We start from the raw sequence: 24,250 nt of genomic DNA on the forward strand, positions 1-24,250 counted from the left end.
AGCTTATCGGTGTTTGGCATATCGAACGTCCGCCACCAGAATTCATCCATTCCAAGGCGCAAAGGCGTTATCACTGATGGAGACACGCATGAAGAAATCTCTCGCCCTGCTGATGGGTTGCGCTTTTGGCTTGGCCGCGTCTGCCCAAAGCTGGCCCACCAGACCGGTCAAGCTGGTGGTTCCGGCACCGGCCGGCAGCTCGCTCGACTTCATTGCCCGCACGCTGGGCGACAAGCTGCGCGAACGCTGGAAGCAGCCGGTCGTGGTCGACAACAAGGCCGGCGCCGGCGGCATGCTGGGCATGACCGCCGTTGCCAAGGCGCCGGCCGACGGCTACACCCTGGGCATCGGCTTCAACGGTCCGATCGCATTCGGGCCGCACATGTACAAGAAGATGGCCTACGACCCGGCCAAGGACCTGCTGCCGATCGTGCTCACCTCATCGCAACCCAATGTGCTGGCGGTCGCGGCCAGCAACCCCGCCAAGACCCTGCCCGAGTTCGTCGCCTGGGCGAAGAAGCAGGGCGGCAAGATGAACTACGCCTCGGTCGGCGCCGGCAGTTCTTCGCACCTGACCATGGAGCTGTTCAAGAGTGCGGCAGGTTTCGAAGCCACGCATGTGCCCTTCGCCGGCTCGCCGCCGGCCGGCATCTCGGTGGCGTCCGAGGAGACGCAGGCCCTGTTCACGGTCGCCCCTGCGCTGCTGCCGCTGATCCAGGGCGGCCGCATTCGCCTGCTGGCCGCCACCAGCCTCCAGCGCACCGAGACCATGAAGGATCTGCCGACGGTCGCCGAGGCGGGCTATCCCGGCTTCGAAGCCTTGGCGTGGAACGGCCTGTTCAGCGCCGCCGGCACGCCGCCGGAACTGGTGCGTCGCATCAATGCCGACGTCAACGAGGTGATGAAGGACAAGGGCGTGCGCGACGCCTTCGCCAGGCAGGGCTTGATCCTCGGCGGAGGCTCGCCTGACGAGTTCAAGACCTTCATCGCGGCCGAGAGCCTCAAATGGGGCGCCACCATCAAGAAGGTCAGCATCAGCATCGACTGACCTCGGAATCGAGCACCATGCAAGCTCTACGCAAGACACGCCCGGAAGCGGGCCTCGAACTGGTGGACATACCGGCGCCCGTGGTGGAGGCCGATTCCAGCGACGTGCTCGTGAAGGTCAGCGCCACCGGCATCTGCGGCAGCGACCTGCACGTGGACGACTGGACGCCCAGCTATGCCTTCATCACCCGGAGCATTCCCGTCACGATCGGGCACGAGTTCGTCGGGGTCGCGCAGACCGGCCCCATGGCCGGCCGCCGCGTGGTCGTTCGTCCCTCCGTCACGTGTGGCAGCTGCGCCGCTTGCGTCGCGGGCGACCACGATGGCTGCGAGAAGCGCCGCGGCATCGGCATGACGCGCGATGGCGCCTTCGCGCCCTGGGTCCGGGTTCCGTTGCGCAACTGCGTGCCCATGCCCGACAGCCTCAGCGACGAGATCGCAGCGCTCACGGAGCCGCTCACCATATCGATGCAGGCGCTTCGCATCGCCGGCGACGTGGCCGGCCAGCGCGTGCTGGTGATGGGCCCGGGCACCATCGGCCAGGGGATCGCCGCGCTGGCGCGCCGTGCCGGCGCGAGGCAGGTGGTGGTCAGCGGATTCGACGACGCAGCGCGATTCGACGCATTGCGCCGGATGGGCTTCGATGCGTTGGTCGATGTGGCAGCGCAGCCACTGGCCGAAGGCGCCCGGCCGCACACCGGCGGCGAGCCCTTCGATGTCATCTTCGAGGCGACGGGAGTGCCCGAAACCATCACGGAAAGCCTGGCGCTGTTGCGGCGCAATGGCATCGTGGTCGTCACCGGCATCCATGCCCGTCCGCTTCTGCTCGACCTGACGCCGATGGTGCGCAACCAGCAGCAATTGCGTGGTTCCTTTCGTCCGCCCGAATCCGATTGGCCCCTGGCCCTCGAACTGATGGGCGAGATGGATGCGGTCATACGCCCGATGGTCAGCCATGTCTTGCCCTTGTCGCAAGCCGGCGAGGGTTTTGCGCTGGCTCACGCGAAAGCGGCGAGCAAGGTGCTCCTGAAGCCGGATGCCCGCGATGAATGACGATCTGGCCGGCACGGGCGCCGTATTGGCACTATGGAACGACGTCACGCCCGAGGTGGAAGCCGAGTACAACGCGTGGCATGCCAACGAGCACGTGCCCGAGCGTTTGACGGTCCCGGGCATGCTGTGGGGCCTGCGCTATCGGCGCCTGGGCGATGGTGCCACGCCGCGCTACCTCACCCTCTATGGCATGCGCGACGCGCAGGTCCTGGAAAGCGCGGCCTATCGCCTTCTGCTGAGCCGACCCACACCGATGAGCGCGCGCATGCGCCCGCATCTGCGCAACGTATCGCGTTGGGTGTGCGAGGTTCGCGAGGCGCTGGGGTTCTTCGCATCGAGCCACCTGGCCGTGTGGACCTTCGATGCGGAAGACGCGGCTCGGTTGCGCGAGGGTGAATACACATCCAGCACCACTGACTTGCTGCTTGCCCAGCGATCGACGGCCGCGGCGCCGCTGCCCTGGCTGACGGACGGGCAGGCGCATGCGATCGAAGGAAGTTGGCTGTTGGCCATCGGAATGCCCGAGGAAGCGCTTGCAGCCTCGGAGGCGGCCCGCGGCGCAATGCTCTACGGCGCCCTTCCGGTCAGGCCAGCTTTGCACCGTCCCTGAGCAGTCGCTCGCGCAGCGCCGGCATCGGCACGGCGCGGACCTTCCCCTGCTGATTCGATTGCGCCGCCATCGCAGCCGCCGCGCCGGCGGCCTCGCCCACGGCCATCGAGATGGTCATGACGCGAATCGCCGCATGCGCGCTGTGCGTCGCCGAGACGCCGCGCCCCACCACCAGGGCGTTGTCGAAGCCGACAGGAATCAGGCTGCGGTAGGGGATCTGGTACGCGTGGTCGTCACCGAGGCCCTCGTAGCGCAGTTCGCCGCCGGCGGCCGGATGGATGTCGATCGGATACGCGCCGGCGGCAATCGCATCGGGAAACTGTTCCGGACGCAGCAATTCCTCGCTGGTCAGGATGTGGTCGCCGACGATGCGCCGCGTTTCGCGAACACCGACCTGGGTGCCGAACGCACGCAACTGGCCTGCCTCGCAACCCGGCACGCATTGCCGCAGGTACTGGGCCGCGCTCCAGGCCTGCCGCCGTCCCTCGATCTCGGCGGCGCCCAGCGCCATTGCGTCCGTGGCGTCGATGCCGAGGCGGCTGATGTTGAACCAGCCGTCGTTGCTGAAGGGATCACGGCTGGAATGCAAGGCGGCGCGCGCCAGCCGGCCCTCGTCGTAGCCGCGGCGCGCCAAGGCGGCGACCTCGGCCTTCGGCAGCGCGTCGAATCGCGCAAAGTCGATCGGTCCGAAGCGAAACATCATCGTGGCCGGCTGCAGCGCCTCGCCTTCGTCGAGCTCGAGGAAGGTGGCGCCGGCGCGTTGGAGCGCATCCATATCGCCGGAAGCGTCGATCAACACTTGCGCACGCAGCGCGACCACGCCACTCTTGGTCAGCACGTGCACGCCGTCGATGCGCCGATCGCTCACGCCCACGTCGAGCACACTGGCGTGCAGCAGCGGGCGCACGCCGGCCTCGTGGACCATATCGTCCAGCACCAGCTTGAGCACTTCGGGTGCGTATTCGACGCGGTCCATCTTGTGGCCGGTCGACATCACGAAGCTCGCGTGCTCGCCGGCCCCGCCGTACCGTCCAAGCCGCATCACGACCTCGTCGGCCAGCCCCGCAACCACCCGCCGGCCGTTGGCGGTCTGCCAGCTGTTGAACTGCGCGACGGCGCCGGCAGTGGCATTGCCGCCCAGAAAGCCGTAGCGCTCCACCAGCACCACCGAAGCGCCGGCGCGTGCCGCCGCGACTGCGGCCATCGCTCCCGCAACGCCGCCGCCGCAGACGATCACATCGGCGCTCATCGTGGAGGCGATGCGATAGCCGAAGGTTTCGCTGCTCATCACGAGTCGGCCTTGATGCCGCGCGCCTTGATCACCTGCTGCCAGCGGGCACCCTCGGCTTTCAGGTGCTGTGCCGTCGCATCGCGACCGCTGACGACCGGCTCGACGCTCAACGCGGCGAAGCGCGTCTTCACGGTATCGGTGCCCAAGGCCTGGATCAGCAGGGCCTCGAGACGGGCCAGGCCCTCCTTGGGAATCGTGCCCTTCGGCGCGAGGAGCGCGGCCCAGCCTTGCACCTCGAGGCTGGGTTGGCCCAGCGATCGCAGTGTCGGCACGTCGGGCAGTTCGGCCACCGGCGCAGGCGAGGACACGGCCAAGGCGCGCAGCCGGCCCGAGCGGATGTGCGCGATGACGCTTGGCAGGTTGAGGAAGCCGCACGACACCAGCCCTGCGATCAGGTCGGGCAGCAGGGCGCTTTCACCCTTGTAGGGAACACTGGTGATCGTGGTTTGCGTCTGGATCGAGAACAACTCGGCCGTCAGGTGCGCCAGCGTTCCGTTGCCGCTGTTGCCGGCGGTCAGCGTGCCGGGCCGCGCCTTCGCCTCGGCAACCAGGTCGACAAAGCTGGTGATCTTCGACGCCGCGGGCACGACCAGTACCAGCGGCTGCGCCGACACCATGCCGACCGCGTCGAAATCGCGGGCCACGTCGTAGGTGATCGAGGGATTGAGCACCGGGTTGATCACCATGCTGTTGCTGCCCATGAGCAGCGTGTGGCCGTCCTTGCTCTGCGCCGCGGCCATCACGCCGATGGCACTCCCGGCACCCGGCCGGTTCTCCACGATGACGCTCTGCCCCAGCTTCGGCGCCAGCACCTCGGCCAGCACGCGCGCCGAACTGTCGGCGCCGCCACCGGGAGCGAATGGAACGATGATGCGCACCGTCTTGCTCGGCCACGCATCCGCGGCCCAGCTGCGTCCTGCATGCACGGCGGCGAGGGCAAGCGCGGCGGCGGAAAGCACCGTGCGGCGGTTCACTCTGGCAATGGGCTGGTTCATTCGCGTGTCTCCAATGTGGGGTCGTTCGATCGATCATAGGAAGCGCCGCGTCGCTGCGCCAATACCAAGATCGGACGATCCCATAACATCGGGTTATCCGGAGGGCCGCATGAACTTGAGACAGATCGAGGTGTTCCGTGCCGTGATGCTGGCCGGCTCCGTCACGGACGCTGCGCGCTTGCTGCATGTCTCGCAGCCCGGCATCAGCCGGATGCTGGCGCACATCGAGCTGCAACTGGGCCTGCGGCTGTTCGAGCGCATGAAGGGCCGGCTGCTGCCGACACCGGAAGCGCAGGCCCTGTACGCCGAAGTGTCCGAGGTGTATGGCGGCATCCGGCGGGTGAGCGAACGCGCCGAGGAACTCAAGTCCGGTGCACGCCTGTCGCTGCGCGTGCTCGCCAGCCCGAGCACCGCCCTGGTCGCCGTACCACGTGCCGTCGCAGCGGCTGGCAAGCGAATATCCGGCGGCCAGGATCTACCTCGAGACGCCGCCGACGCGCGAGAGATGTTGAGCCGCCTGACCAGCTGCGAGGCGGACGTCGCGATCTCGACCATCCCGACCGACAACGCGCTGCTGGCATCGAAACAGATCGGACATTGGCGCCTCGTATGCGTGTTCCCCACGGGCCATGCGCTGGCGGCAAAACGCCTGCTGCGCCCACGCGACGTGCTGAACGAGCGTCTTGTCTCGTTCAGCCGCGACACGCCGCAGGGCCGCATCATTGCCGACTGGTGCGCCAGCAGCGGGGTCGAGGCGGCGTCATCGGTCGAGGTGCGCTCCGGGCAGATGGCCTGCGCGCTGGCCGCCTGCGGCGCCGGCGTCGCGATCGTCGACGACCTGACGGCGCGCGCCTGCCGCACCGACGACCTGGACTTCCGGCCCATCGTCGGCAGTCCGTCGCTGGACATCTTCGCGCTCACGCACCAGGGCTTCGCGCCTTCGGTGCTCGGCAAGCGGATGGTCGAACTGGCCGCTGCCTCGTTGAAGCAGGTCGTCCGCGACTGAACGCGGTGTCAACGCGCGGCGTGCTGGTACCCCACCCTTTGGGTCGGTGTCAGCGCGCCGAAGCTGGGCCATGCAAGCAGAACGCCTTGGCCTTCCAGCGTGCGCTGGAAGTCGCCGAGGAGGACATCGTCGGCGCGCACTGCACGCGGGAGGATCTTGCGCGCCAGGGAGAACGCGGCCAGGGTGCCGGCGGCTTCGCCGATGCTCCACTCGGTCGCATGCTCGCGATAGGCTCCGTTGGTGATACGCGTGGTGCCGAGGTTCTTGCAGGCCGGCAGCAGGTTGTCCACGCGCACCGGCAGCAGCGCGCCCAGCGGAATCTGGAACGGGTACGAGTCGATGTCGACCGTGTTGCGACCGCGCGTGCTCGGGTGCAGGTCGATGCGGTAGGCGCCGATGCCAACGCTGTCGGCAAAGCGCTCGGCGCCCTCCTTCCCCGGCCGCGCGGCAACACCGATGTGCTGTTCCAGCACCGTGAACTCGGCCTGGATGCGCCGCCCTTCCCGATAGTAGGCCTGCTTGGCCAGTCCGTCGGTGGCGCCCAGCACGTCGCCCCGCAGGCGCAAGCCCGCATAGCCTTGCCCGCCGTCATGCCGGGGTGCGTCGGTCTGCATCCAGTAGAAGAAGGCCAGGCTCAGCTGCCGGGACTCTTCCAGCGCAGCCGCCTGCAAGTCGGGCGCGACGCCGATGACCGGTTTTTCCCAGTAGTCCATCTGCGGCCAGTTGGCCAGCGTGATGTCGCTGGCGTAGCTGCCCGGCGTGAAATGCCGGCGGTAGGCGATGCGCCGCGCGTGCCACAGGTCGTACAGCGACTCGGCGTCGGTCGGCCCGACGAACAGCGGCCGCTCGCGTGGCTGATGGGTCACGAAATCGCTCAGGGTCCAGCTCAATTGCGGGCCGGGCCAGCAGTCGAGCTGCAGGGTCTTCAGGCGCTCGTAGCCGGCGGGTTTGTCGATGGTGTGGTCTTCGCCCGGCAGGTAGTCTGCCGCCAGGCACCAGGTGATGGCCTGCTGGTCGAACGGATCGGCTTCCGGCAAGGCGTGCAGCTCGTGGGTCTGCGATTGCGCCTCGGCGCCGAACACGTGCTCCACCCCCGCCATCTCCAGCAGATCGCCGATCTCGGTGGCATCGATGAAGAGCGGCGCGCTCAGCACACGGGTCAGGTCGCCTTCGATGTCGTGCACATGCACCGCGCGGATGCGGTCGCCGTCGGTTTCAACCTTCAGCGTGCGATGTTTCCGCAGCACCGTCACAGAGCCGGCGGCCACGTGCGGCGCCAACAGTTCGTCGATCGCCTTCACCGCGACCCACGGTTCGTGGCACAGCGAACTGACGTTGCCTTGTCCCGGGTTGAGCCGCACGCGCACGCGCGCTGCGTCCGTGAGGGGCATGTGGCACCGGTAGTACGCGCGGATCGTTTCGCGCAAGCTGGCGTAGCTCTGCGACGCGGTCAGGTACTCGATCCAGGGATATTCGTCGGGCGGAACAGCCTGCGAAGTCAGCTGGCCGCCGAACCAGTCGAGTTCCTCGACCAGCACGACTTTCGCGCCCAGCCGAGCGGCTGCCAGCGTTGCAGCCACCCCGCCCATGCCGCCACCGATGACGACGAGGTCTGCCGTATGTTCAGCGCCGGTCATGTGCGGCTCACTCTGCCTTGATGCCGAGCTTGCGGATCGCGTCGCCGTAGCGCTTCGTTTCGCTTTCGATCAGCTTGCCGAAGTCGGCGGGGCTGCCGGATGCGGCCTCGACCCCCAAGCCCTCCAGTTTGTTCCGGGTGTCCGGATCGCTCAGCAAGGCGTTGACCTCCTTGTTCAGCCGCGCGATCACCGCCGGGGGTGTGCCGGCCGGCGCCAGGATGCCGAACCAGCCGGTGACTTCGAAACCGGGCATGCCCTGCTCGGCAACGGTCGGCACGTCGGGGAGCACGCTCGATCGCGTCTTCGTGGTCACCGCCAGGGGCCGCAGCTTGCCCGACTTGATGTGCGGCAGAGCACTCGAGGGAATGTCGAAGCCCAGGTCCACTTCGCTGGACAGCAGCGCCGTGAGCGCGGGGCCGGATCCCTTGTACGGCACCATGACCATGTCGATCTTCGCTTCGCTCTTCAGGAACTCGGCTGCGAGGCTGGTGGTGGTGGCGCCGCCGCCGCCCGCTGCATAGTTGAGCTTGCCGGGATTCTTGCGTGCCGCATCGACGACGTCCTTCAGTTGCTTGTAAGGCGCCGACGCCGGAGCGACGATGACGACCGGGGAGGCGCCGACCTTCGCGACAGGGTCGAAGCTCTTTTGGGTGTCATAGCTCAGCTTGGGATACAGGGCGCTGCTGCCGGCGTGGCCACTGGTCACCATCAGCAGCGTGTAGCCGTCAGGCTTCGCTGCGGCGACCGCGGCGGTTGCGATCGTGGCGCCGGCACCCGGCCTGTTGTCGACGATGACGCTCTGGCCCAGCGTGGTGCCCAGCTTTTGCGCCACCAGCCGCGCCAGGATGTCGGCCGAGCCGCCGGGTGCGAAGCCGACGATCAGGGACACGGGCTTCGTGGGATAGCTCTGCGCGTGAGCGGTGCAGAGGGCGAGCGCGGCGCCCGCAACGAAAAGGCCCTTCAACAACGGGCGGATGAGCGGGTTCATGTCTTGTCTCTTTCTCGGGTAGTCGTCAAGTCCACTCCCACCCGGCACAAGGGTCGGAGGGGGCTGCTGCATTCAGGCTCGAATGCTACGGGTCGCACTTGATGCAGTCGAATACCAATGTTGGTCAAGGCCATAACACAGTGGTATGTGACTGGCGTTGACCAAGTGACCCAGACGCTCTTCCTTGCCGACGCCCAAGCACAGGGCCCTTTCGGGTACCGGCCTGTCAACGGCATCTTCCGGCGCGTTGTGGCCAGTGCGCCGCAATGAAACTCATGACTGCAGACCGGCTACGCGCGCAGCAACAGGTTCAGCTGATCCACAAGCTCGGCCCAATCGGCGTCCTCACCGACCTCTTCGCGCAGGAACTGCGCTTGCCCGGAATTCCAGAACGGAGCGTCTGCCAACTCGATGTCATCGCGCAGGGGTCGATGCCTTGCGATGAATGAATCGATCTCGGGCTGTGTGCTTGGCAAACCGAGTTGACGAAAGAGGTTCGGGAGGCTGTGGTCGGTGAGGTCCATTGGCAAATTCTCCATGAACGTTCGGTTCTTCCGCACGACTGTGCACCGTCACGATGGGCGTGGCAACCAACAATGGTCTCACGCCGGCATGGCCGATACCATAGCCCTCAATTGCGAGGCACTGGGGCGCAGCCTGACGGTCGGGCCCGACCGGATGTTCTCGACCTCCAACACCTACGGACCCTTCATGCGCCTCTACTACAGCCATTCATGGTCACCGGAGATCGAAGCGGCAGTGATCGAGCTCGATCCCCTGGCGGCGACGATGTCGGGCCGGAATGTGCCGTGACAGCGGACGCGCTGCTGTCGACGATGCTGGCCCGGCGCTCGGTCTCGCCGCGGCGCCTCGGACCACCGGCGCCGAGCGCGGAGCAGCTGGGCCTCATGGTGGATGCGGCGCTTCGCGCGCCGGATCACGGTCGGCTGCTGCCCTGGCGGCTCATCGAGTTCGGGGACGCGCAGCGGGCCGAACTGGCGCAACTGTTCGAGGACGAGAAGTGGCGCAGAACGCCTGATCCAACGCCGCAGGACATCGAGCGCGCACGCGCGCACGCGACGCAAACGCCGACCATGCTGGCCTTCGTCGTGCGGCCCGAATCCGATGGCAAGGTGCCTGTCCACGAACAATGGCTGGCCGCGGGCGCCGCGCTGGGCCAGCTGGTGCTGGCGGCGCACGCCATGGGCTTCGGCGCCATCGTCCTCAGCGGGGAGCGTTGCAAGGACTCGACCCTTCGCGCAGCGCTCGGCATCGCGCCTGAGGAGACGCTGGCCGGGTTCGTCAGCATCGGAACGATCGTTTCGCCACCGCCGCCCGCAGCACGCACGCCGCGGAGCCACGTCCTGTCGAGCTGGAAGCCCTAGCCTTCCACCCTATCGCTTCCTGTGCAGCAGTTCCAGGAACTGTTCTGCCGGCGTACTGAGCGGCCGGTCGCTGCGCCCTGACGCCGATGGCGGTCTAGCCAGAGCACGCTCCGCCGCCGGCGGGCACCAGCGTCCCGCCGATGGCATCGTCGATGCCGCGGTGAAAGCGCAACACCCCGTGTTCGAGCCGGCCCAGATGAAAGTCCGTGTTGGCACCACTGGTCAGGCCGCGCTGGATCGCCACCGCGGTGGCGATGTCCTCCTGCTGAAAGACCGTCTGCTCGATGAGCTGGAAGGTCTTCTCCCAATGGGCATTCCAGTCCTCGCCGGTGCGATCCGGCGGAATCAGCATGGTGTGAACCCAGCGGACCTGGTCCACCGCCGGCGAGAACATGCCGATCAGGCTCACGTAGTCGGGGTGCCAGATGAGGAAGGTGTTCGGAAACACGAGCTGTGTCGGCGTGGCCAGCTTGCACAGGGCGTAGCGGTCAGGCGGCGGCGAGAAGGCCTCGAAGGCGGCTCGCCGCGCCACCAGCGAGTCCTGGTGCGGCCCTGCGTGCAGGTTGACCGTGTACGCATCGGCAAAGAAGGGGTAGATCGTCTCGCGATGCAGCACGCGGATGTGATAGCCCTCCAGGAAGGCATCGACGGTCAGCTTCCAGTTCGCTGCGTACACGCGATCGACCTTGCGGAACACGGTCATCCCGGGCAGGCCCATCCAGTGCAGATGCGCGTCCAACCCCTGCAGGAAGGCCGCTGCCGAGAACGCCTCGCCGCGCGTGCGCTTGACGAAGATCAGCCCACCCGCCTCGTCGCAAGGCAACTCGACCAGGTTCAGCGTGGCCGGGTCGAAGCCCTCGAAGGTCTGCGCGTGCAGGCGATGCCGCAGCCGTCCGTCTAGCTCGTAGGTCCAGGCGTGGTACGGGCACACGAGCGCCTTGCAGGGCTTGGCCTTGGCCGGCTCGGGCCCGCCGGCGCGGACGAGGGTCATGCCGCGATGCCTGCAGACATTCAGGAAGGCACGCGCGCGGCCGTCCGCCGCCCGGGTCAGGACAATGGGGACGCCCAGGGCATCGAAGGGCAGCGCCGATTCTTTCGAAAGCTCCGAGCTGTGGGCCGCGACGATGGGCCACTGGCCGAACAGCGACGCCTGCTCTTGCTGCCAATGCGCAGGGTCCGTGTAGCGGCGAGTGGAAACCGTACCCACCTCTTCGCCCTCCTCTCGCGTGCCGGTGAGCCGGGCCTGGTCCAGACGATGGACCAGGTCGGCCAGCGTGGCGGGCATCGGGGTGGTGCTCGGATTGCTCATCTTGATCGCTTCATTCCCGTCATTCGATTGCCCCGTGGTCGCGGACGCCCGCATGGGTGAACCATGAGATGAGCATCAGCTTAGGCCGAATGCGTGCGAAGCGTGTTCAGGTTCTGCGCCGGAGGCGATTGCGGGGCGTATGCACGCGGGATGTTCAGGTTTGCGCACCCGTAGCGGACGGCTTGCAGCAGCCGCTGCGAACCCCGAAGATCCCTGCATGAATTCGATCGTCAAGCCTCGCCGCAGGCCCTTGCAGTCACGCGCCTGGATGACCACCGGCGCGATCCAGGATGCCTTCGTCCTGCTGCTGGTCGAGCGCGGCTACGAGAAGGTATCGATGCGCGACATCGCAGGCGTCGCGGGCGTGGGCCTGGGGACCCTGTACCTGTATTTTCCCGGGAAGGACTCCATTGCCGCGGTCACCGTTCGCAGCTGGATGCGCAAGCAGGCCGCGATCCTCGCGCAGGCGGCAGAGGCGCCGGCTCCACGCACGATCGAGCAGACAATTCGCGCGATGGTGGCAGCGCACGTGCACGACCTGCTCGGTCATGCCGACGAATGGCGTGCGCTCCTGTTCGTCGAGCGCCGCATCTCCTCACCCGAAAGCTATCGCGAGATCTACCGCGAGTTCGTGGGCCTGTTTCGCGATGCCCTCGCCGCGTCTTCCGACTTGCCGGCAGCGCTCGATCCGCGGCGCACCGCGTTCAACGCGTTTGCGATCATCGACGCCATCGTCGAGCAGGCCTTGCTGGTGCAAGACGTCTGCCCCGGCACGGAAGAACTGGTGCGCGACGTGGAGTGTGCGGTCGCGGGCTACATCCGGGCAGCGCAAGAGGGCGCCGTGATTTCCGGACGGACGGCACAGAACCAACAGGCGCGAGCGGTCGTCAGCTCGTGATGCCGCGCTTGCGCGCACGGTAGGCCAGCTGGGGACGCGTGACGCCCAGCACGCGCGCCGCCGCGGAGAGGTTACCCCCGCATTGCTCCAGCGCACGGCGTATCAGCGCCTCTTCCGCTTGCCCCAATGAACCGGAGCCGTTCCCGCCCTCTGGCACGGATCGGTTTGCAGGCATGGCCCGCGGGGGCGAGGCGCCGGCAGCGCCGGCCAAGTGGCCATCCGGTCGTACCGACAGCACGTTCTTGTCCAGCGTCTCGCCGCTGGTGAACAGGTGCTGAACTTCGATCAAGCCGCCCTCGGGAGCGACGATCAAGGCGCGCTCGATCAGGTTCTGCAGTTCGCGGATGTTGCCGGGGTAGTCGTAGTTCAGAAGCGCCTTGACCGCGGCTTGCGTGAAGCCGGCGACCTGCCGGCCGTGCTTGCGGCCGTAGTGCTTCAGGAAATGGCTCATCAGGAGCGGCACGTCATCGCGCCGCTCGCGCAGCGGCGGCAGGTGAATGGGAAAGACATTGAGCCGGAAGAACAGGTCGTCGCGAAACTTGCCCTCGCGCACGGCCTGGCGAAGATCGACGTTGGTGGCCGCGACGACGCGCGTGTCGACCCGGATGCTGCGCGTGCCACCCACGCGCTCGACCTCGCCCTCCTGCAAGGTGCGCAGCAGCTTGCCCTGGGCCGCGTAGCTCAGCGTGCCGATCTCGTCCAGGAACAGGGTGCCGCCATGGGCGCGCTCGAAGCGTCCCGGCCGCGCCGCGCCGGCGCCGGTGTAGGCGCCGCGCTCCACGCCGAACAGCTCGGACTCGACCAGCGTCTCCGGAATGGCGGCGCAGTTCACCGCGACGAAGGGCTTGTCGCGCCGCGGGCCGATGCTGTGCAGCATGCTGGCGAACTTCTCCTTGCCGACGCCGGACTCGCCGGTAAACAGCACGGTGGCCGTGGTCGGCGCAACGCGGTGCAACAGGTGGCAGGCCGCGTTGAATGCCGATGACGCGCCCACCATCGCGTCGCTTCCGCGCGGCGGCGTGGGCAACTCCGCGGCCTGAGGCGGCGCACTGCCGTATTGCGACACCCCGACGAAGTCGCGCGCACGCAGGTAGCGCATGTCTTCTTCCACGTCGTCCCAGCGCTCCGCCGACTTTCCGATCACCCGGCATTGGCTCTCGCCCATCGAGCGACAGGCGACTTCGCGGAACACCACCAGCCGCCCGAACAGCGTGCTGACGTAGCCGGTGGCATAACCCACCTGCATCCAGCAGGCCGGCGAGCCGCCGATGCCGTAGGCCGCGATGTGCTCGTCGTCCTCGCTCGAGTGGTGCCAGAGAAACTCGCCCTCGTAGTCCGAGGTCTCGGGGTCGTAGCGCGCATGCACTAGCTCGACCTTCACCAGGCCTTCCAGAGCATGAAGGCGAGTGCCGGCCATGGCGGCCGCGGCCGGCTCGGCCTCGGGCCAATGCTCGCGCACCAGTTGCGCGTCGCGCGCGCCGCTGACGTAGCCCGCGCGCGTGAACAGGCCGCGGGCCTTCTCCTGGCCCAGGCTGTCGATCAGCTCGCGCCGCAAGGAGCCCAGCGCCTCGGTGTGCAGCAGCACCATGCGCTGATCCTGCAGCCAGATGCGGCCGTCACCGGGCGAGAAGAACAGGCATTCGCTGATGTCGGCAATCGTCGGGTGCTCTTCGCTGCTCACATGCGAGGCATCGAAGCGGCTCATCGCACGCGCCACTTCGGCGCCGTCGAAACGGCCCAGTGCGGCGCCTGTGGCGCGCGCCACATCGGCCAGCGAGATCCGATCCGGGATGGGTGAGGCAGTGGCTTTGATCAATTCGGGCTCATCGTTTGGTGAAGGCAGTGATCAATTTTTTGATCATTTGGTGAAAGCGTCGATCCGGGTAAACCAGTTACTCGAGATAACCATAAAGACCCCGGGAATTCACCTAGTCCCCCAATGAAAACCGGCGTCGCGCAGCGGCGTCGGGCCACCCCGCCGCGGCGCCGCTGGTACGCCCGTTGCGAAAAGAAGGCGCGCCGCGGGCATTTGCACCCGCGGCCAGCCGATCAACTTTTTTCGCAAGGGGTGAGTCATGGGTGTTTCGGAGAAGCTGGCATTCCTGGACCCGGCGGTCTGGGCCGGCAAGGTGTTCAACGGCGCCTGGGTCGCGTCCGCAGGCGGTGTGCGCGAAGTCGTCGAACCGGCCACGGGCCAGGTGATGGCGGCCGTCGGCATCGCCGACGCGCAGGACGTGGGGCTGGCCACGGCCGCCGCGGCGCAAGCGCAGAAGAACTGGTCCCGAGTCGCGCCGCGCGAGAAAGCCGCCGTGTTCCAACGGGCCGCAGCCTTGTTCCAGCAGCACTTCGACGAGCTGGCGCTTTACGTCGCCCGGGAGACCGGCGCCATCCTGCCCAAAGGCCAGCACGAGGTGCGCGAGGCCATCACCCTGTGCCATCTGGCGGCGGCCATGCCTTTGCAGGCGCAGGGCCAGATCCTGCCGAGCGCGAGCGGCACCACCAGCCTGGCGCGGCGCGTACCGCGCGGCCTGGTGGGCGTGATCTCGCCCTTCAACTTTCCGCTCATCCTCACCCTTCGCGCCGTGGCGCCGGCCCTCGCGGCCGGCAACGGCGTGGTGATCAAGCCCGACTCGCGCACGCCGGTGAGCGGCGGCTTCATGATCGCCCGCGTGTTCGAGGAGGCAGGCCTGCCCGCCGGCCTGCTGCAGGCGCTGCCCGGCGACGCCGCCGCCGGCGAAGCCCTGGTGACCGATGCGCGCGTGCCGATGATCGCCTTCACCGGTTCGCCCGCCGTGGGCCGGCGCATCGGCGAGCTGGCCGGTCGTCATCTAAAGAAGGTGACGCTGGAGCTGGGCGGCGCCAACTCGCTGATCATCCTGGAGGACGCCGACCTCGACGTGGCCGCGAGCAATGCCGCCTGGGGCGCCTACCTGCACCAGGGGCAGATCTGCATGGCGACCAATCGCATCCTCGTGCACGAGAGCGTCGCCGCCGCCCTGACGCAGCGGCTGGTCGCGAAGGCCCAGCACCTGCCGGTGGGCGACGGCGCCAGCGGCCAGGTGGCCCTGGGACCGCTGATCGACGCCAGGCAGCGCGACCGCGTGCACGCCATCGTGCAGGACAGCATCGCCGCCGGCGCGCAGCTGCTGGCCGGCGGCAGCAGCGATGGCCTCTTCTACAAGCCCACGGTGCTCGCGGGCGTGAAGGCCGGCATGCGCGTGTACGACGAGGAAGTGTTCGGCCCCGTCGCCAACATCATCGCCTTCAAGACCGACGACGAGGCCGTGGCCCTGGCCAACGACCACCAGGGCAGCCTGGCGTCGGCGGTGATCTCGCCCTCGATCGGGCGGGCCATGGCGATCGCCGCGCAGTTGAACTCCGGCATGGTCCACATCAACGACCAGACTGTCAACGACGAGTGCGTCAACCCCTTCGGCGGCCCCGGCATCGCCGGCAACGGCAGCAGCGTGGGCGGCCCGGCCGACTGGGAGGAATACACCCAGTGGCAGTGGCTGACCATCAAGCAGGCGCCGCATCCCTATCCGTTCTGAGCTTTATCGACCGAACCCACGAGGAGACATCACATGCAGCTTCAAGGAAAGACCATCGTCGTCACCGGCGTGTCGTCGGGCATCGGCGCCGAGGTGGTGCGCATCGCGCGCTTTGCCGGCGCCCGCGTCATCGGCATGGACCGCAACGACCCCAGCCTCACGCTCGACGGCTTCGTCAAGGCGGACCTGAGTTCCGCTGCCGCCATCGACGCGGCCGTGGCGCAACTGCCCGAGCGCTTCGACGCGCTGTGCAACATCGCCGGCGTGCCCGGCACGGCGCCCGTCGAGCTCGTCGCCGACATCAACTACCTGGGGCTTCGCCATCTGACGGAACAGGCGCTGCCGCGCATCCCGCGTGGCGGCTCCATCGTCAACGTGGCCTCCATCCTCGGCGCCGAATGGGCGCAGCGACTGGCGCCGCACAAGGCCCTGGCCGCCGCGCAAGGCTTCGAGGCCGGCGCCCATTGGCTGCGCGACCACCCCGTGCCGCAGGAGACCTGCTACCAGTACTTCAAGGAGGCGCTGATCGTCTGGAGCGCCACGCAGTCGCAGAAGTGGTTTCTGCAGCACGGCGTGCGCATGAACTGCGTCGCGCCGGGCCCGGTGTTCACGCCCATCCTGGGCGACTTCGTGAGCATGCTCGGCCAGGAGCGGGTGCAGGCCGATGCGCACCGCATGCTGCGGCCCGGCTTCGCGGACGAGATCGCGCCGGTGATCGCGTGGCTGTGCAGCGACCAGGCGCGCTGGATCAGCGGCGCCAACGTCCCCGTCGACGGAGGGCTGGCATCGACCTACATCTGACCCGCCATCCACACAACAAATAGAGAGAGACGAGGAGACACAATGACATTCGCATCCCTTCCCTTCCGCCCGCGAGCGCTGGTGCTGGCCTGCTCCCTGGCTTGCGCCTTGCCGGCGCTGGCGATCGAACTGGAGTCCAGCGACCCCGACGCCAAGATCCGGCTGGACTTCACGCCCAAGTACAGCCTGGCGTATCGCTTGAAGAACCCTTCGCCCACGCTGACCTCACCCGCGGCGCGCGGCGACGGCGGCGTGGCCAACGAGAACGATGGCGACGCCAACTTCAGGAAGGGCGTGGTCTCCAACCGCTTCGACCTGCTCACCGAGTTCGACTACAACCACGGCAACTGGGGCCTGCGCCTGAGTCACGCGGCCTGGTACGACTCCAAGTACCTGGGCACCAACGCCAACGACGGCTCGCTGGGCGTGAGCAACCAGCCGGGCCAGGCGCCCAACGAGTTCCTTCCTGCCACGCGAAGCCAGCACGGCCGCAGCGACCAGTTCCTCGATGCCTTCGTCTATGCCAAGGGATCGCTCGGCGACATGCCCGCCTCCATTCGCATCGGCAAGCACGCGCTGCAATACGGCGAGAGCCTGTTCTTCGGCCAGAACGGCATCGCCGCGGCGCAAGGGCCGGTGGACATCGCCAAGATCGCCTCGGTGCCCAACTGGCAGTTCAAGGAAGTGCTGCTGCCGGTGGAGCAGATCTCCGGCACGCTGCAGCTGGCCGAGGGCCTGACGCTGGGCGGCTACTACCAACTCAAGTGGCGGCCCAGCAAGATCCCCGGGGTCGGCAGCTACTTCTCCAACCAGGACTACATCGGCGGCGGCCGCGTGTACTTCGGCCCGCCCCTGCCGCCGGTGCTGATCACCGACAACAGCAAGGACCAGAAGCCCGGCAACAGCAGCCAGTTCGGCGCGCAGCTGCGCTGGTCGCCGACCGGCAGAGCCTTCGAGTACGGCTTCTATGCGGCGCGCTACAACGACAAGACGCCGGCCGTGCCGGTGTTCGACCTGGTCAACGGCAACGCGCACACGGTCTACGCCAAGGGCATCAAGACCGTGGGCGCCAGCGTCACCTCGTCGATCGGCCAGCTGAACTGGGCCCTCGAAGGCTCGATGCGCGCCGACGCGCCGCTCACCAGCGACCCGGCCGTGCTGGGCGGCGCGCCCTTCATGCCGCCGATCAATTGCAATGGCATGGCGGCGAACCCGTGCTATGCCATCGGCAAGACGGCTCACCTGAACCTGTCGGGCATCTACGTGCTGAAGAAGTCCGGCCTGTGGGACGGCGGCGTGGTGCTGGCCGAGCTGGCGTGGAACCGCGTGATGAGCATCACCAAGAACCCGGGCACGACCGGCTTCGGCGGGCTGGACCCCAACACCACGCGTTCGGCCGCCGCCTTCCGCATGATCTTCGAGCCGCAGTACTTCCAGGTGCTGCCCGGCCTGGACCTGTCGATCCCGATGGGCCTGGGCTACAACTTCGGCGGCCGCTCCTCGGCGATCTTCAACTTCGCGGGCGGCGCCTCCAACGCGGGCGACGTGACGCTCGGCATCAAGGGCAAGTACCAGAACACCTGGAACATCGCCCTCAGCTACACGGCCTTCTTCGGCAGCGAGAACACCTTCACGGTCGCCGACGCGCGCACGCCCACGCGCATGTTGTCCTTTGGCCAGACGCTGAAGGACCGCAACTACCTGTCGCTCAGCGTCTCCCGCACCTTCTGACAAAAACCCATCGAGACACACCATGATGCAGACCGCAAAACAATCACTGCTGCTGGCCGCCCTGCTGGCGTCCGCCGTTTCGGCCCAGGCCGCCGTCAGCGCGGACGAGGCCGCCAAGCTCAAGTCCACGCTGACCCCGGTGGGCGCGGAGAAGGCCGGCAACAAGGCCGGCACCATCCCCGCCTGGGACGGCGGCCTGGCCAAGGCGCCGCCCGGCTACAAGAACGGCGACGTGCGGCCCGACCCCTTCGCGGGCGAGAAGCCCCTGCTGTCGATCGACGCCAAGAACATGGCGCAGTACGCCGACAAACTGACCGACGGCGTGCAGGCGCTGATGAAGAAGTACCCCGACTTCCGCATCGACGTCTATCCCACGCACCGCAGCGCGGCGGCGCCGCAATCGGTGTACGACAACACCTTCAGGAACGCGACGCAGGCCAAGACGGTGGATGGCGGCCACGGCGTGGAAGGCGCCTGGGGCGGCATTCCGTTCCCGATTCCGAAGGACGGCTACGAGGCGATCTGGAACCACCGCCTGGCGTGGAAGGGCGGCAACTACGCCATGCCCGTGCGCGTGTGGGTGGTGACCTCCGACGGCCGGCGTGCAATGGCTTCGGGCGGCGTGCAGACGGTGCGCCAGGCCTACTACGACAAGGACGGCAGCGCCGACAAGTTCGACGGCTACTACCAGTTCGGCAAGTTCCTCGTGACCGAGCCCGGCTCCAAGGCCGGCGAGGCCATCCTGGCGCACGACGGCATGAGCGAGTCGGTGCCACGCGGCCTGTGGCAGTACCTGGTGGGCCAGCGCCGCGTGCGCAAGGCGCCCTCGGTCGCCTACGACACGCCCGACTCGGTGACCTCGGGCATCGGCCTGTTCGACGAAGCCTTCAACCTGTTCGGCCCGATCGACAAGCACGAGCTGAAGCTGGTGGGCAAGAAGGAAATCTACATCCCCTACAACAACAACCGCGCAGCCGCGGCCAAGGTGGACGAGCTGGTCACGCCCAACACGCTCAACCCGGCGCAGGTGCGCTGGGAGCTGCACCGCGTGTGGGAAGTGGAGGCCACGCTGGCGGCCGGCAAGCGCCACGTCGTGCCCAAGCGCAAGTACTACATCGACGAAGACTCCTGGCAGATCGTGCTGTTCGACGGCTGGGACGCCAACGGCCAGCTGTGGCGCACCAACTATTCGCTGATGCTCACCGCGCCGGACATCCCGGCGGTGACCAGCTTCCTGCTGTGGGGCGGCTATGACATGCAGACCGGCGCCTACTACCTGAACATGGCCTCCAACGAGCTGCGCAAGCAGTACGAGGTGCTGCCGCCGATTCCGCGCACCTTCTTCAGCCCGGAAGCCCTGGCCAACGAGGGCGGACGCTGATGGCCGCTGCGGCATCCCTCGGGCTGACACGGCGCGCCGCCGCGGCGGGGCTGGCCGGTTGTGCGCTGCCCGCGCTGCTGCCGATGCGCGCCCGTGCCGCACCCACCGCATCGGCCGCGCCCGCTGTGCTGTCGTCGCCGGCGGTGCTCACCCCCAAGGCGCTGGGCGCCGCCATGCTGGCCGTGGGCCGTGCAGGCACACGCCTGGTGGCCGTGGGCGAACGCGGCACGGTGCTGCTGTCGGACGACCACGGCGCGCACTGGGCACAGGCCCGGGTGCCGCTGCAGGCCACGCTCACCAGCGTGTGCTTCGTCGATGAGCGCACCGGCTGGGCGGCGGGCCACCTGGGCACCCTGCTGCGCAGCGATGACGGCGGGCAGAGCTGGCAGATGCAGCTCGATGGCCTGGCCGCGGCGGCTTTGGTCGAAACGGCGGCGCAGCGCACGGGCGACGCTGCCGCCATCAAGCAGGCGCAGCAGTTGGTGCGCGAGGGCGCGGACAAGCCCTTCTTCGACCTCGAATTCACCGACGCGGAGCGCGGCTTCGCCATCGGCGCGTATGGCCTGATGTTCGCCACGGCAGACGGCGGCCGGCGCTGGGAGCCCTGGCTCGGGCGGCTGCCCAACCCCGGGAGCCTGCACCTGTACGGCGTGCGCGCGGCCGGCGGCACGCTGGTGGTCGCGGGCGAGCAGGGCCTGCTGCTGCGCTCCGTCGATGCCGGCGCCAGCTTTGTGCCGCTGCCTTCGCCCTACAAGGGCAGCTTCTTCGGCCTGCTGCGCACGCGTGGCGGTGCGCTGGTGGCCTACGGCCTGCGCGGTTCGGCCTTTCGCTCCGGCGACGATGGCGCGCACTGGGACAAGCTGGACAGCGCCACGCCCTTGACCGTGGCCGCGGGCACGGCCTTGCCGGGCGGCGGCTTCGTGCTGGCGACGCAGGCGGGCGATCTGCTGCTGGCACGCCAGGACACGGCCGCGCTGCGCCGCATCCCCTCGCGCGAGCCGATGCCGGTGGCCGGCATCGCCGTGGCCGCCGACGGCGCCCTGGTGCTGGCCAGCCTGCGCGGCATGCGCCGTCTGCCCGCGCCGGCGCTCGACTGAAAAAAGAACCGCTTCAACGCCCCATGCACACCGACTCCCCCTCCAGCGCGCAGACCGTCGTGGCGCGCATCGAAGACTTCGACGCGCGCTCCGGCTCGGCCATCGAGCGCGCCTTGTTCAATCACCGCCCCTGGGTGCTGGCCCTGTGCCTGTTGCTCACCGCGGCGCTGGGCTGGCAGGCGCTCAAGCTGCAGCTCAATGCCAGCTTCGAGAAAACGCTCCCCACCGGCCACCCCTACATCGTCAACTACCTGGCCCACAAGGGCGACCTGGGCGGCCAGGCCAACGCGATGCGCGTGGTGGTGCAGGCGCGCCAGGGCACCATCTTCGACAAGGCCTACCTCGATGCGCTGCAGAAGATCAACGACGAGATCTTCCTGATGCCGGGCGTGGACCGGCCCTTCATGAAGTCGCTGTGGACTTCCAACACGCGCTGGATCGCGGTCACCGAAGACGGGCTGGACGGCGGCCCTGTGATTCCCAACGCCTACGACGGCTCGCCCGCAAGCCTGGCCGAGCTGCGCGCCAACGTCGAACGCTCGGGCGAGATCGGCCAGCTGGTGGCCGCCGACTTCCAGTCCAGCATCGTGTTCGTACCGCTGCTGGACCGCCATCCGCAGACCGCCCAGGCCCTCGACTACGGCGAGCTGTCGCGCCGGATCGAAGCGCTGCGCGGCAAGTACGACAGCGATGCGCTGCAGATCCGCGTGACCGGCTTCGCCAAGGTGGTGGGCGACCTGATCGAAGGCCTGCACCAGGTGCTGCTGTTCTTCCTGCTCGCGTTGGCGATCTGCAGTGCCGTGCTGTACGGCTACACGCGCTGCGCGCGCAGCACGGCGCTGGTGGTGGCCTGCTCGCTGGTGGCGGTGGTGTGGCAGTTCGGGCTGCTGGCGCTGCTGGGCTACGAGCTCGATCCCTATTCGGTGCTGGTGCCCTTCCTGGTGTTCGCCATCGGCATGAGCCACGGCGCGCAGAAGATGAACGGCATCATGCAGGACGTGGGCCGCGGCACGCACCGGCTGGTGGCGGCGCGCTACACCTTCCGGCGCCTGTTCGTGGCCGGCCTCACGGCGCTGCTGTGCGACGCGGTGGGCTTCGCGGTGCTGGTCATCATCCGCATCAAGGTCATCCAGGATCTCGCCTTGATCGCCAGCATCGGTGTGGCCGCGCTGATCTTCACCAACCTCGTGCTGCTGCCGGTGCTGCTGTCCTACCTGGGCGTGAGCCCCAAGGCAGCTGCGCGCAGCCTGCGCCTGGAAACCGCGCCCGATGCGCAGCGCTCGCGCCTGTGGTCGCTGCTGGAGCGCTTCACCACGCGGCGCTGGGCCGTTGGCGCGGTCGCCGTGGGTGGGTTGCTTGCCGCTGGCGGTTTCGCGGTGAGCATGCATCTTTCCATCGGTGACCTGGACCCGGGTGCGCCCGAGCTGCGGCGCGAGGCGCGCTACAACCGGGACAACGACTACCTGATCGGCCACTATGCCGCCAGCACCGACATCCTCACCGTCATGGCCACCACGCCGGTGGACCAGTGCACGCGCTACGGCACGCTGGCGAAGATGGACGCACTGGCCTGGCGGCTGGAGCAACTGCCCGGCGTGGAGTCCACCAACTCCATGGCGGCCCTGTCCAAGCTGGCGATGGTGGGCTACAACGAGGGCAACCTCAAGTGGTACGACCTGCTGCCCAACGAGGGCGCGCTGGGCGGCGTGCAGACGCGCGCGCCGCGCGAGCTGTTCAACCAGAGCTGCTCGTTCCTGGCGCTGTACGTCTACCTGAAGGACCACAAGGCCGAGACGCTGTCACGGGTGACGGCCGAGGTCGAGCGCTTCGCCGCCGCCAACAACACGCCCGAAGTCAGCTTCAAGCTGGCCGCCGGCAGCGCCGGCATTGCCGCGGCCACCAACATCGTGGTGCACCAGGCGATGCGCGAGATGCTGCTGTGGGTCTACGCCGCCGTGGTGCTGCTGTGCTGGGTGACCTTCCGTTCCTGGCGCGCCGTGGTGGTGGCGGTGCTGCCGCTGGTGCTGACCTCGGTGCTGTGCGAGGCCCTGATGGTGGGCCTGGGCATGGGCGTGAAAGTCGCCACGCTGCCGGTGATTGCGCTGGGGGTGGGCATCGGCGTGGACTACGCGCTGTACGTGCTCAGCGTCACGCTGACGCGCATGCGCGAAGGCGCGAGCCTGGCCGAGGCCTATGCGCACGCGCTGCGCTTCACCGGCCGGGTGGTCATGCTCACCGGCATCACGCTGGCGCTGGCCGTGGGCACCTGGGCGTTCTCGCCCATCAAGTTCCAGGCCGACATGGGCATCCTGCTGGCCTTCATGTTCGTGTGGAACATGGTCGGCGCCTTGGTGCTGCTGCCCGCGCTGGGCTATTTCCTGTTGCGGCCGGGCGCGCCGTTGCAGCGCACGGGATTCGCACACCCGACAACTCTTCATCGACTTCATGGAACACAGCAATGACTGATCCGATCGCCGCCGTGCTCGAAACGGCCCCCCTGGACCCGGCTTTGGCCGGCTTCCTGGCACAGGCCGCTGCGCAGGGCAACCCGCCGCTCGAGACGCTGCCGCTGCCGGTGGCACGCCAGATCTACCGCGACCTGGCCGCCGGCCTGGGCCTGCCGGCGCCGGCCATCGCGTCGGCGAACGACCGTGTCATCGACGGACCCTGCAGCCCGTTGACGCTGCGCATCTACCAGCCCGATGCAGAAGGGCCGCTTCCCTTGCTGCTCTACGTGCACGGTGGCGGCTTCGTGATCGGCGACCTCGAGACCCACGACAAGGTGTGCCGCACCTTGTGCCACGACGTGGCCGCCGTGGTGGTAGCGGTGGACTACCGGCTGGCGCCCGAGCATCCCTTCCCGGCGGCGGTGGACGACGTGGCCTGTGCGCTGCGCTGGGTGGCTGCGCACGCGCGCAAGCTCGGCGCCGACCCGTCGCGCATCGCGCTGGCCGGCGACAGCGCGGGCGCGCAGCTCGCCACCGTGGCGGCGCTGCGTGCCGCCGGCGCGATCGCGCCGCGTGCGCTGGGCCTCATCTATCCCGTTGCCCAGCACTACAGCGAACCGAGCCCTTCGATGGTCGAGAACGGCGAGGGCAAGTTCCTCACCACCGGCGTCATGCAATGGTTCATCGACTGCTACCTCGGTGGGCGCCAGGCGCTGGCGCGGCACGCCGATTTCGCCTTGCTGCACGCGCAGGCACTGGACACGCTGCCGCCCACCTGGCTGGCCACCATGGGCCACGACCCGCTGCGTGACGAAGGCCACGCGCTGGCGCTGCGCATCGCGCAGGCCGGCGTGCCGACCGCGCACCGCCGCTATGCCGGCGCCATTCACGCCTGCATTCACTTCACCGCGGTGTCGCCGCTGGGCACGCAGGTGATGGCCGACCTGGCCGCGTGGCTGCGCTCGCAACTGGCGCTCCACTCCCACCCCGATCATTGTTAGATGCTCGACTGGGCGCAGGTCG

The 24,250-nt window shown here is 68.2% G+C and carries 21 protein-coding genes; 14 read left to right on the forward strand and 7 right to left on the reverse strand.

Annotated elements, in window-relative coordinates; translation table 11 throughout:
• Positions 1-88 precede the first annotated feature (88 nt).
• From GXN78_RS23095 to GXN78_RS23105, 3 genes are read left to right on the forward strand one after another with little or no spacing between them, the layout of a single operon-like run.
• Complete coding sequence (locus tag GXN78_RS23095) at positions 89-1,048, forward strand: tripartite tricarboxylate transporter substrate binding protein (protein ID WP_106557601.1); 960 nt, start codon at positions 89-91, stop codon at positions 1,046-1,048.
• A gap of 17 nt (positions 1,049-1,065) precedes the next feature.
• Positions 1,066-2,100, forward strand: a complete 1,035-nt coding sequence (locus GXN78_RS23100; protein ID WP_106557600.1) for an alcohol dehydrogenase catalytic domain-containing protein — start codon at positions 1,066-1,068, stop codon at positions 2,098-2,100.
• Positions 2,093-2,710, forward strand: a complete 618-nt coding sequence (locus tag GXN78_RS23105) for a DUF4286 family protein (protein WP_146163072.1) — start codon at positions 2,093-2,095, stop codon at positions 2,708-2,710. The genes GXN78_RS23100 and GXN78_RS23105 overlap by 8 nt, the downstream gene beginning before the upstream one ends.
• Here GXN78_RS23105 and GXN78_RS23110 read toward each other — a convergent pair.
• Positions 2,685-3,998, reverse strand: a complete 1,314-nt coding sequence (locus tag GXN78_RS23110; protein WP_181360573.1) for an FAD-dependent oxidoreductase — start codon at positions 3,996-3,998, stop codon at positions 2,685-2,687. The genes GXN78_RS23105 and GXN78_RS23110 overlap by 26 nt on opposite strands.
• On the reverse strand, positions 3,998-4,996 hold the full coding sequence (locus GXN78_RS23115) for a tripartite tricarboxylate transporter substrate binding protein (protein WP_106557598.1): 999 nt from the start codon (positions 4,994-4,996) through the stop codon (positions 3,998-4,000). The genes GXN78_RS23110 and GXN78_RS23115 overlap by 1 nt, the downstream gene beginning before the upstream one ends.
• 109 nt (positions 4,997-5,105) lie before the next feature.
• Here GXN78_RS23115 and GXN78_RS23120 point away from each other — a divergent pair, with 109 nt between their 5' ends.
• Positions 5,106-6,002, forward strand: a complete 897-nt coding sequence (locus GXN78_RS23120) for a LysR substrate-binding domain-containing protein (RefSeq protein WP_164255676.1) — start codon at positions 5,106-5,108, stop codon at positions 6,000-6,002.
• Between the two features lie 8 nt (positions 6,003-6,010).
• Here the strand turns inward: GXN78_RS23120 and GXN78_RS23125 are convergent, their stop codons facing one another.
• The 3 genes from GXN78_RS23125 to GXN78_RS23135 all read right to left on the reverse strand — a co-directional run bounded on the left by GXN78_RS23125 (position 6,011) and on the right by GXN78_RS23135 (position 9,151).
• Entirely contained in the window at positions 6,011-7,639 is a 1,629-nt protein-coding gene (locus GXN78_RS23125; RefSeq protein WP_106557596.1) for an FAD-dependent oxidoreductase, read from the reverse strand.
• A gap of 7 nt (positions 7,640-7,646) precedes the next feature.
• Positions 7,647-8,627, reverse strand: coding sequence for a tripartite tricarboxylate transporter substrate binding protein (locus tag GXN78_RS23130; RefSeq protein ID WP_164255678.1), 981 nt, complete (start codon positions 8,625-8,627; stop codon positions 7,647-7,649).
• Between the two features lie 290 nt (positions 8,628-8,917).
• A complete protein-coding gene (locus tag GXN78_RS23135; protein ID WP_106557594.1) occupies positions 8,918-9,151 on the reverse strand; it encodes a DUF2789 domain-containing protein in 234 nt (77 codons plus the stop codon).
• 13 nt (positions 9,152-9,164) lie between these two features.
• Between GXN78_RS23135 and GXN78_RS23140 the strand changes: the two genes are divergently transcribed.
• The gene (locus GXN78_RS23140) at positions 9,165-9,440 is read left to right on the forward strand and encodes a hypothetical protein (protein ID WP_164255680.1); all 276 of its coding nucleotides are present in this window, start codon (positions 9,165-9,167) and stop codon (positions 9,438-9,440) included.
• A complete protein-coding gene (locus GXN78_RS23145) occupies positions 9,437-10,012 on the forward strand; it encodes a nitroreductase (RefSeq protein WP_164255682.1) in 576 nt (191 codons plus the stop codon). The genes GXN78_RS23140 and GXN78_RS23145 overlap by 4 nt, the downstream gene beginning before the upstream one ends.
• A 94-nt stretch (positions 10,013-10,106) precedes the next feature.
• Here the strand turns inward: GXN78_RS23145 and GXN78_RS23150 are convergent, their stop codons facing one another.
• A complete protein-coding gene (locus tag GXN78_RS23150; protein ID WP_164255685.1) occupies positions 10,107-11,321 on the reverse strand; it encodes an aromatic ring-hydroxylating dioxygenase subunit alpha in 1,215 nt (404 codons plus the stop codon).
• A gap of 217 nt (positions 11,322-11,538) precedes the next feature.
• On the opposite strand from GXN78_RS23150, the gene GXN78_RS23155 reads away from it, so the two are divergent.
• Positions 11,539-12,219 (forward strand): TetR/AcrR family transcriptional regulator, encoded by a 681-nt coding sequence (locus GXN78_RS23155; protein WP_164255686.1) that lies wholly within the window; start codon positions 11,539-11,541, stop codon positions 12,217-12,219.
• Here the strand turns inward: GXN78_RS23155 and GXN78_RS23160 are convergent.
• Positions 12,209-14,035: a sigma-54-dependent Fis family transcriptional regulator gene (locus tag GXN78_RS23160; protein WP_239142868.1), complete on the reverse strand. Its 1,827-nt coding sequence runs from the start codon at positions 14,033-14,035 to the stop codon at positions 12,209-12,211. The two genes, GXN78_RS23155 and GXN78_RS23160, sit on opposite strands and share 11 nt — an antisense overlap.
• 259 nt (positions 14,036-14,294) lie before the next feature.
• On the opposite strand from GXN78_RS23160, the gene GXN78_RS23165 reads away from it, so the two are divergent.
• From GXN78_RS23165 to GXN78_RS23195, 7 genes are read left to right on the forward strand one after another with little or no spacing between them, the layout of a single operon-like run.
• Positions 14,295-15,770: a benzaldehyde dehydrogenase gene (locus GXN78_RS23165; RefSeq protein ID WP_106557590.1), complete on the forward strand. Its 1,476-nt coding sequence runs from the start codon at positions 14,295-14,297 to the stop codon at positions 15,768-15,770.
• Positions 15,771-15,803: 33 nt separating this feature from the next.
• The gene (locus GXN78_RS23170) at positions 15,804-16,571 is read left to right on the forward strand and encodes a coniferyl-alcohol dehydrogenase (RefSeq protein WP_106557589.1); all 768 of its coding nucleotides are present in this window, start codon (positions 15,804-15,806) and stop codon (positions 16,569-16,571) included.
• Between the two features lie 42 nt (positions 16,572-16,613).
• The gene (locus GXN78_RS23175) at positions 16,614-18,302 is read left to right on the forward strand and encodes a DUF1302 domain-containing protein (protein WP_106557588.1); all 1,689 of its coding nucleotides are present in this window, start codon (positions 16,614-16,616) and stop codon (positions 18,300-18,302) included.
• A gap of 22 nt (positions 18,303-18,324) precedes the next feature.
• Complete coding sequence (locus GXN78_RS23180; RefSeq protein WP_106557587.1) at positions 18,325-19,683, forward strand: DUF1329 domain-containing protein; 1,359 nt, start codon at positions 18,325-18,327, stop codon at positions 19,681-19,683.
• Positions 19,683-20,780, forward strand: a complete 1,098-nt coding sequence (locus tag GXN78_RS23185; protein ID WP_106557586.1) for a YCF48-related protein — start codon at positions 19,683-19,685, stop codon at positions 20,778-20,780. The genes GXN78_RS23180 and GXN78_RS23185 overlap by 1 nt, the downstream gene beginning before the upstream one ends.
• A gap of 23 nt (positions 20,781-20,803) precedes the next feature.
• Positions 20,804-23,242, forward strand: a complete 2,439-nt coding sequence (locus GXN78_RS23190; protein WP_106557585.1) for an MMPL family transporter — start codon at positions 20,804-20,806, stop codon at positions 23,240-23,242.
• Positions 23,239-24,228, forward strand: a complete 990-nt coding sequence (locus GXN78_RS23195) for an alpha/beta hydrolase (RefSeq protein ID WP_106557584.1) — start codon at positions 23,239-23,241, stop codon at positions 24,226-24,228. Before GXN78_RS23190 ends, GXN78_RS23195 begins: the two co-directional genes overlap by 4 nt.
• The last annotated feature ends 22 nt before the right edge of the window (positions 24,229-24,250 follow it).

Origin of the sequence: Variovorax sp. WS11 (assembly GCF_010499245.1) — a bacterium.
Classification (GTDB): domain Bacteria; phylum Pseudomonadota; class Gammaproteobacteria; order Burkholderiales; family Burkholderiaceae_C; genus Variovorax.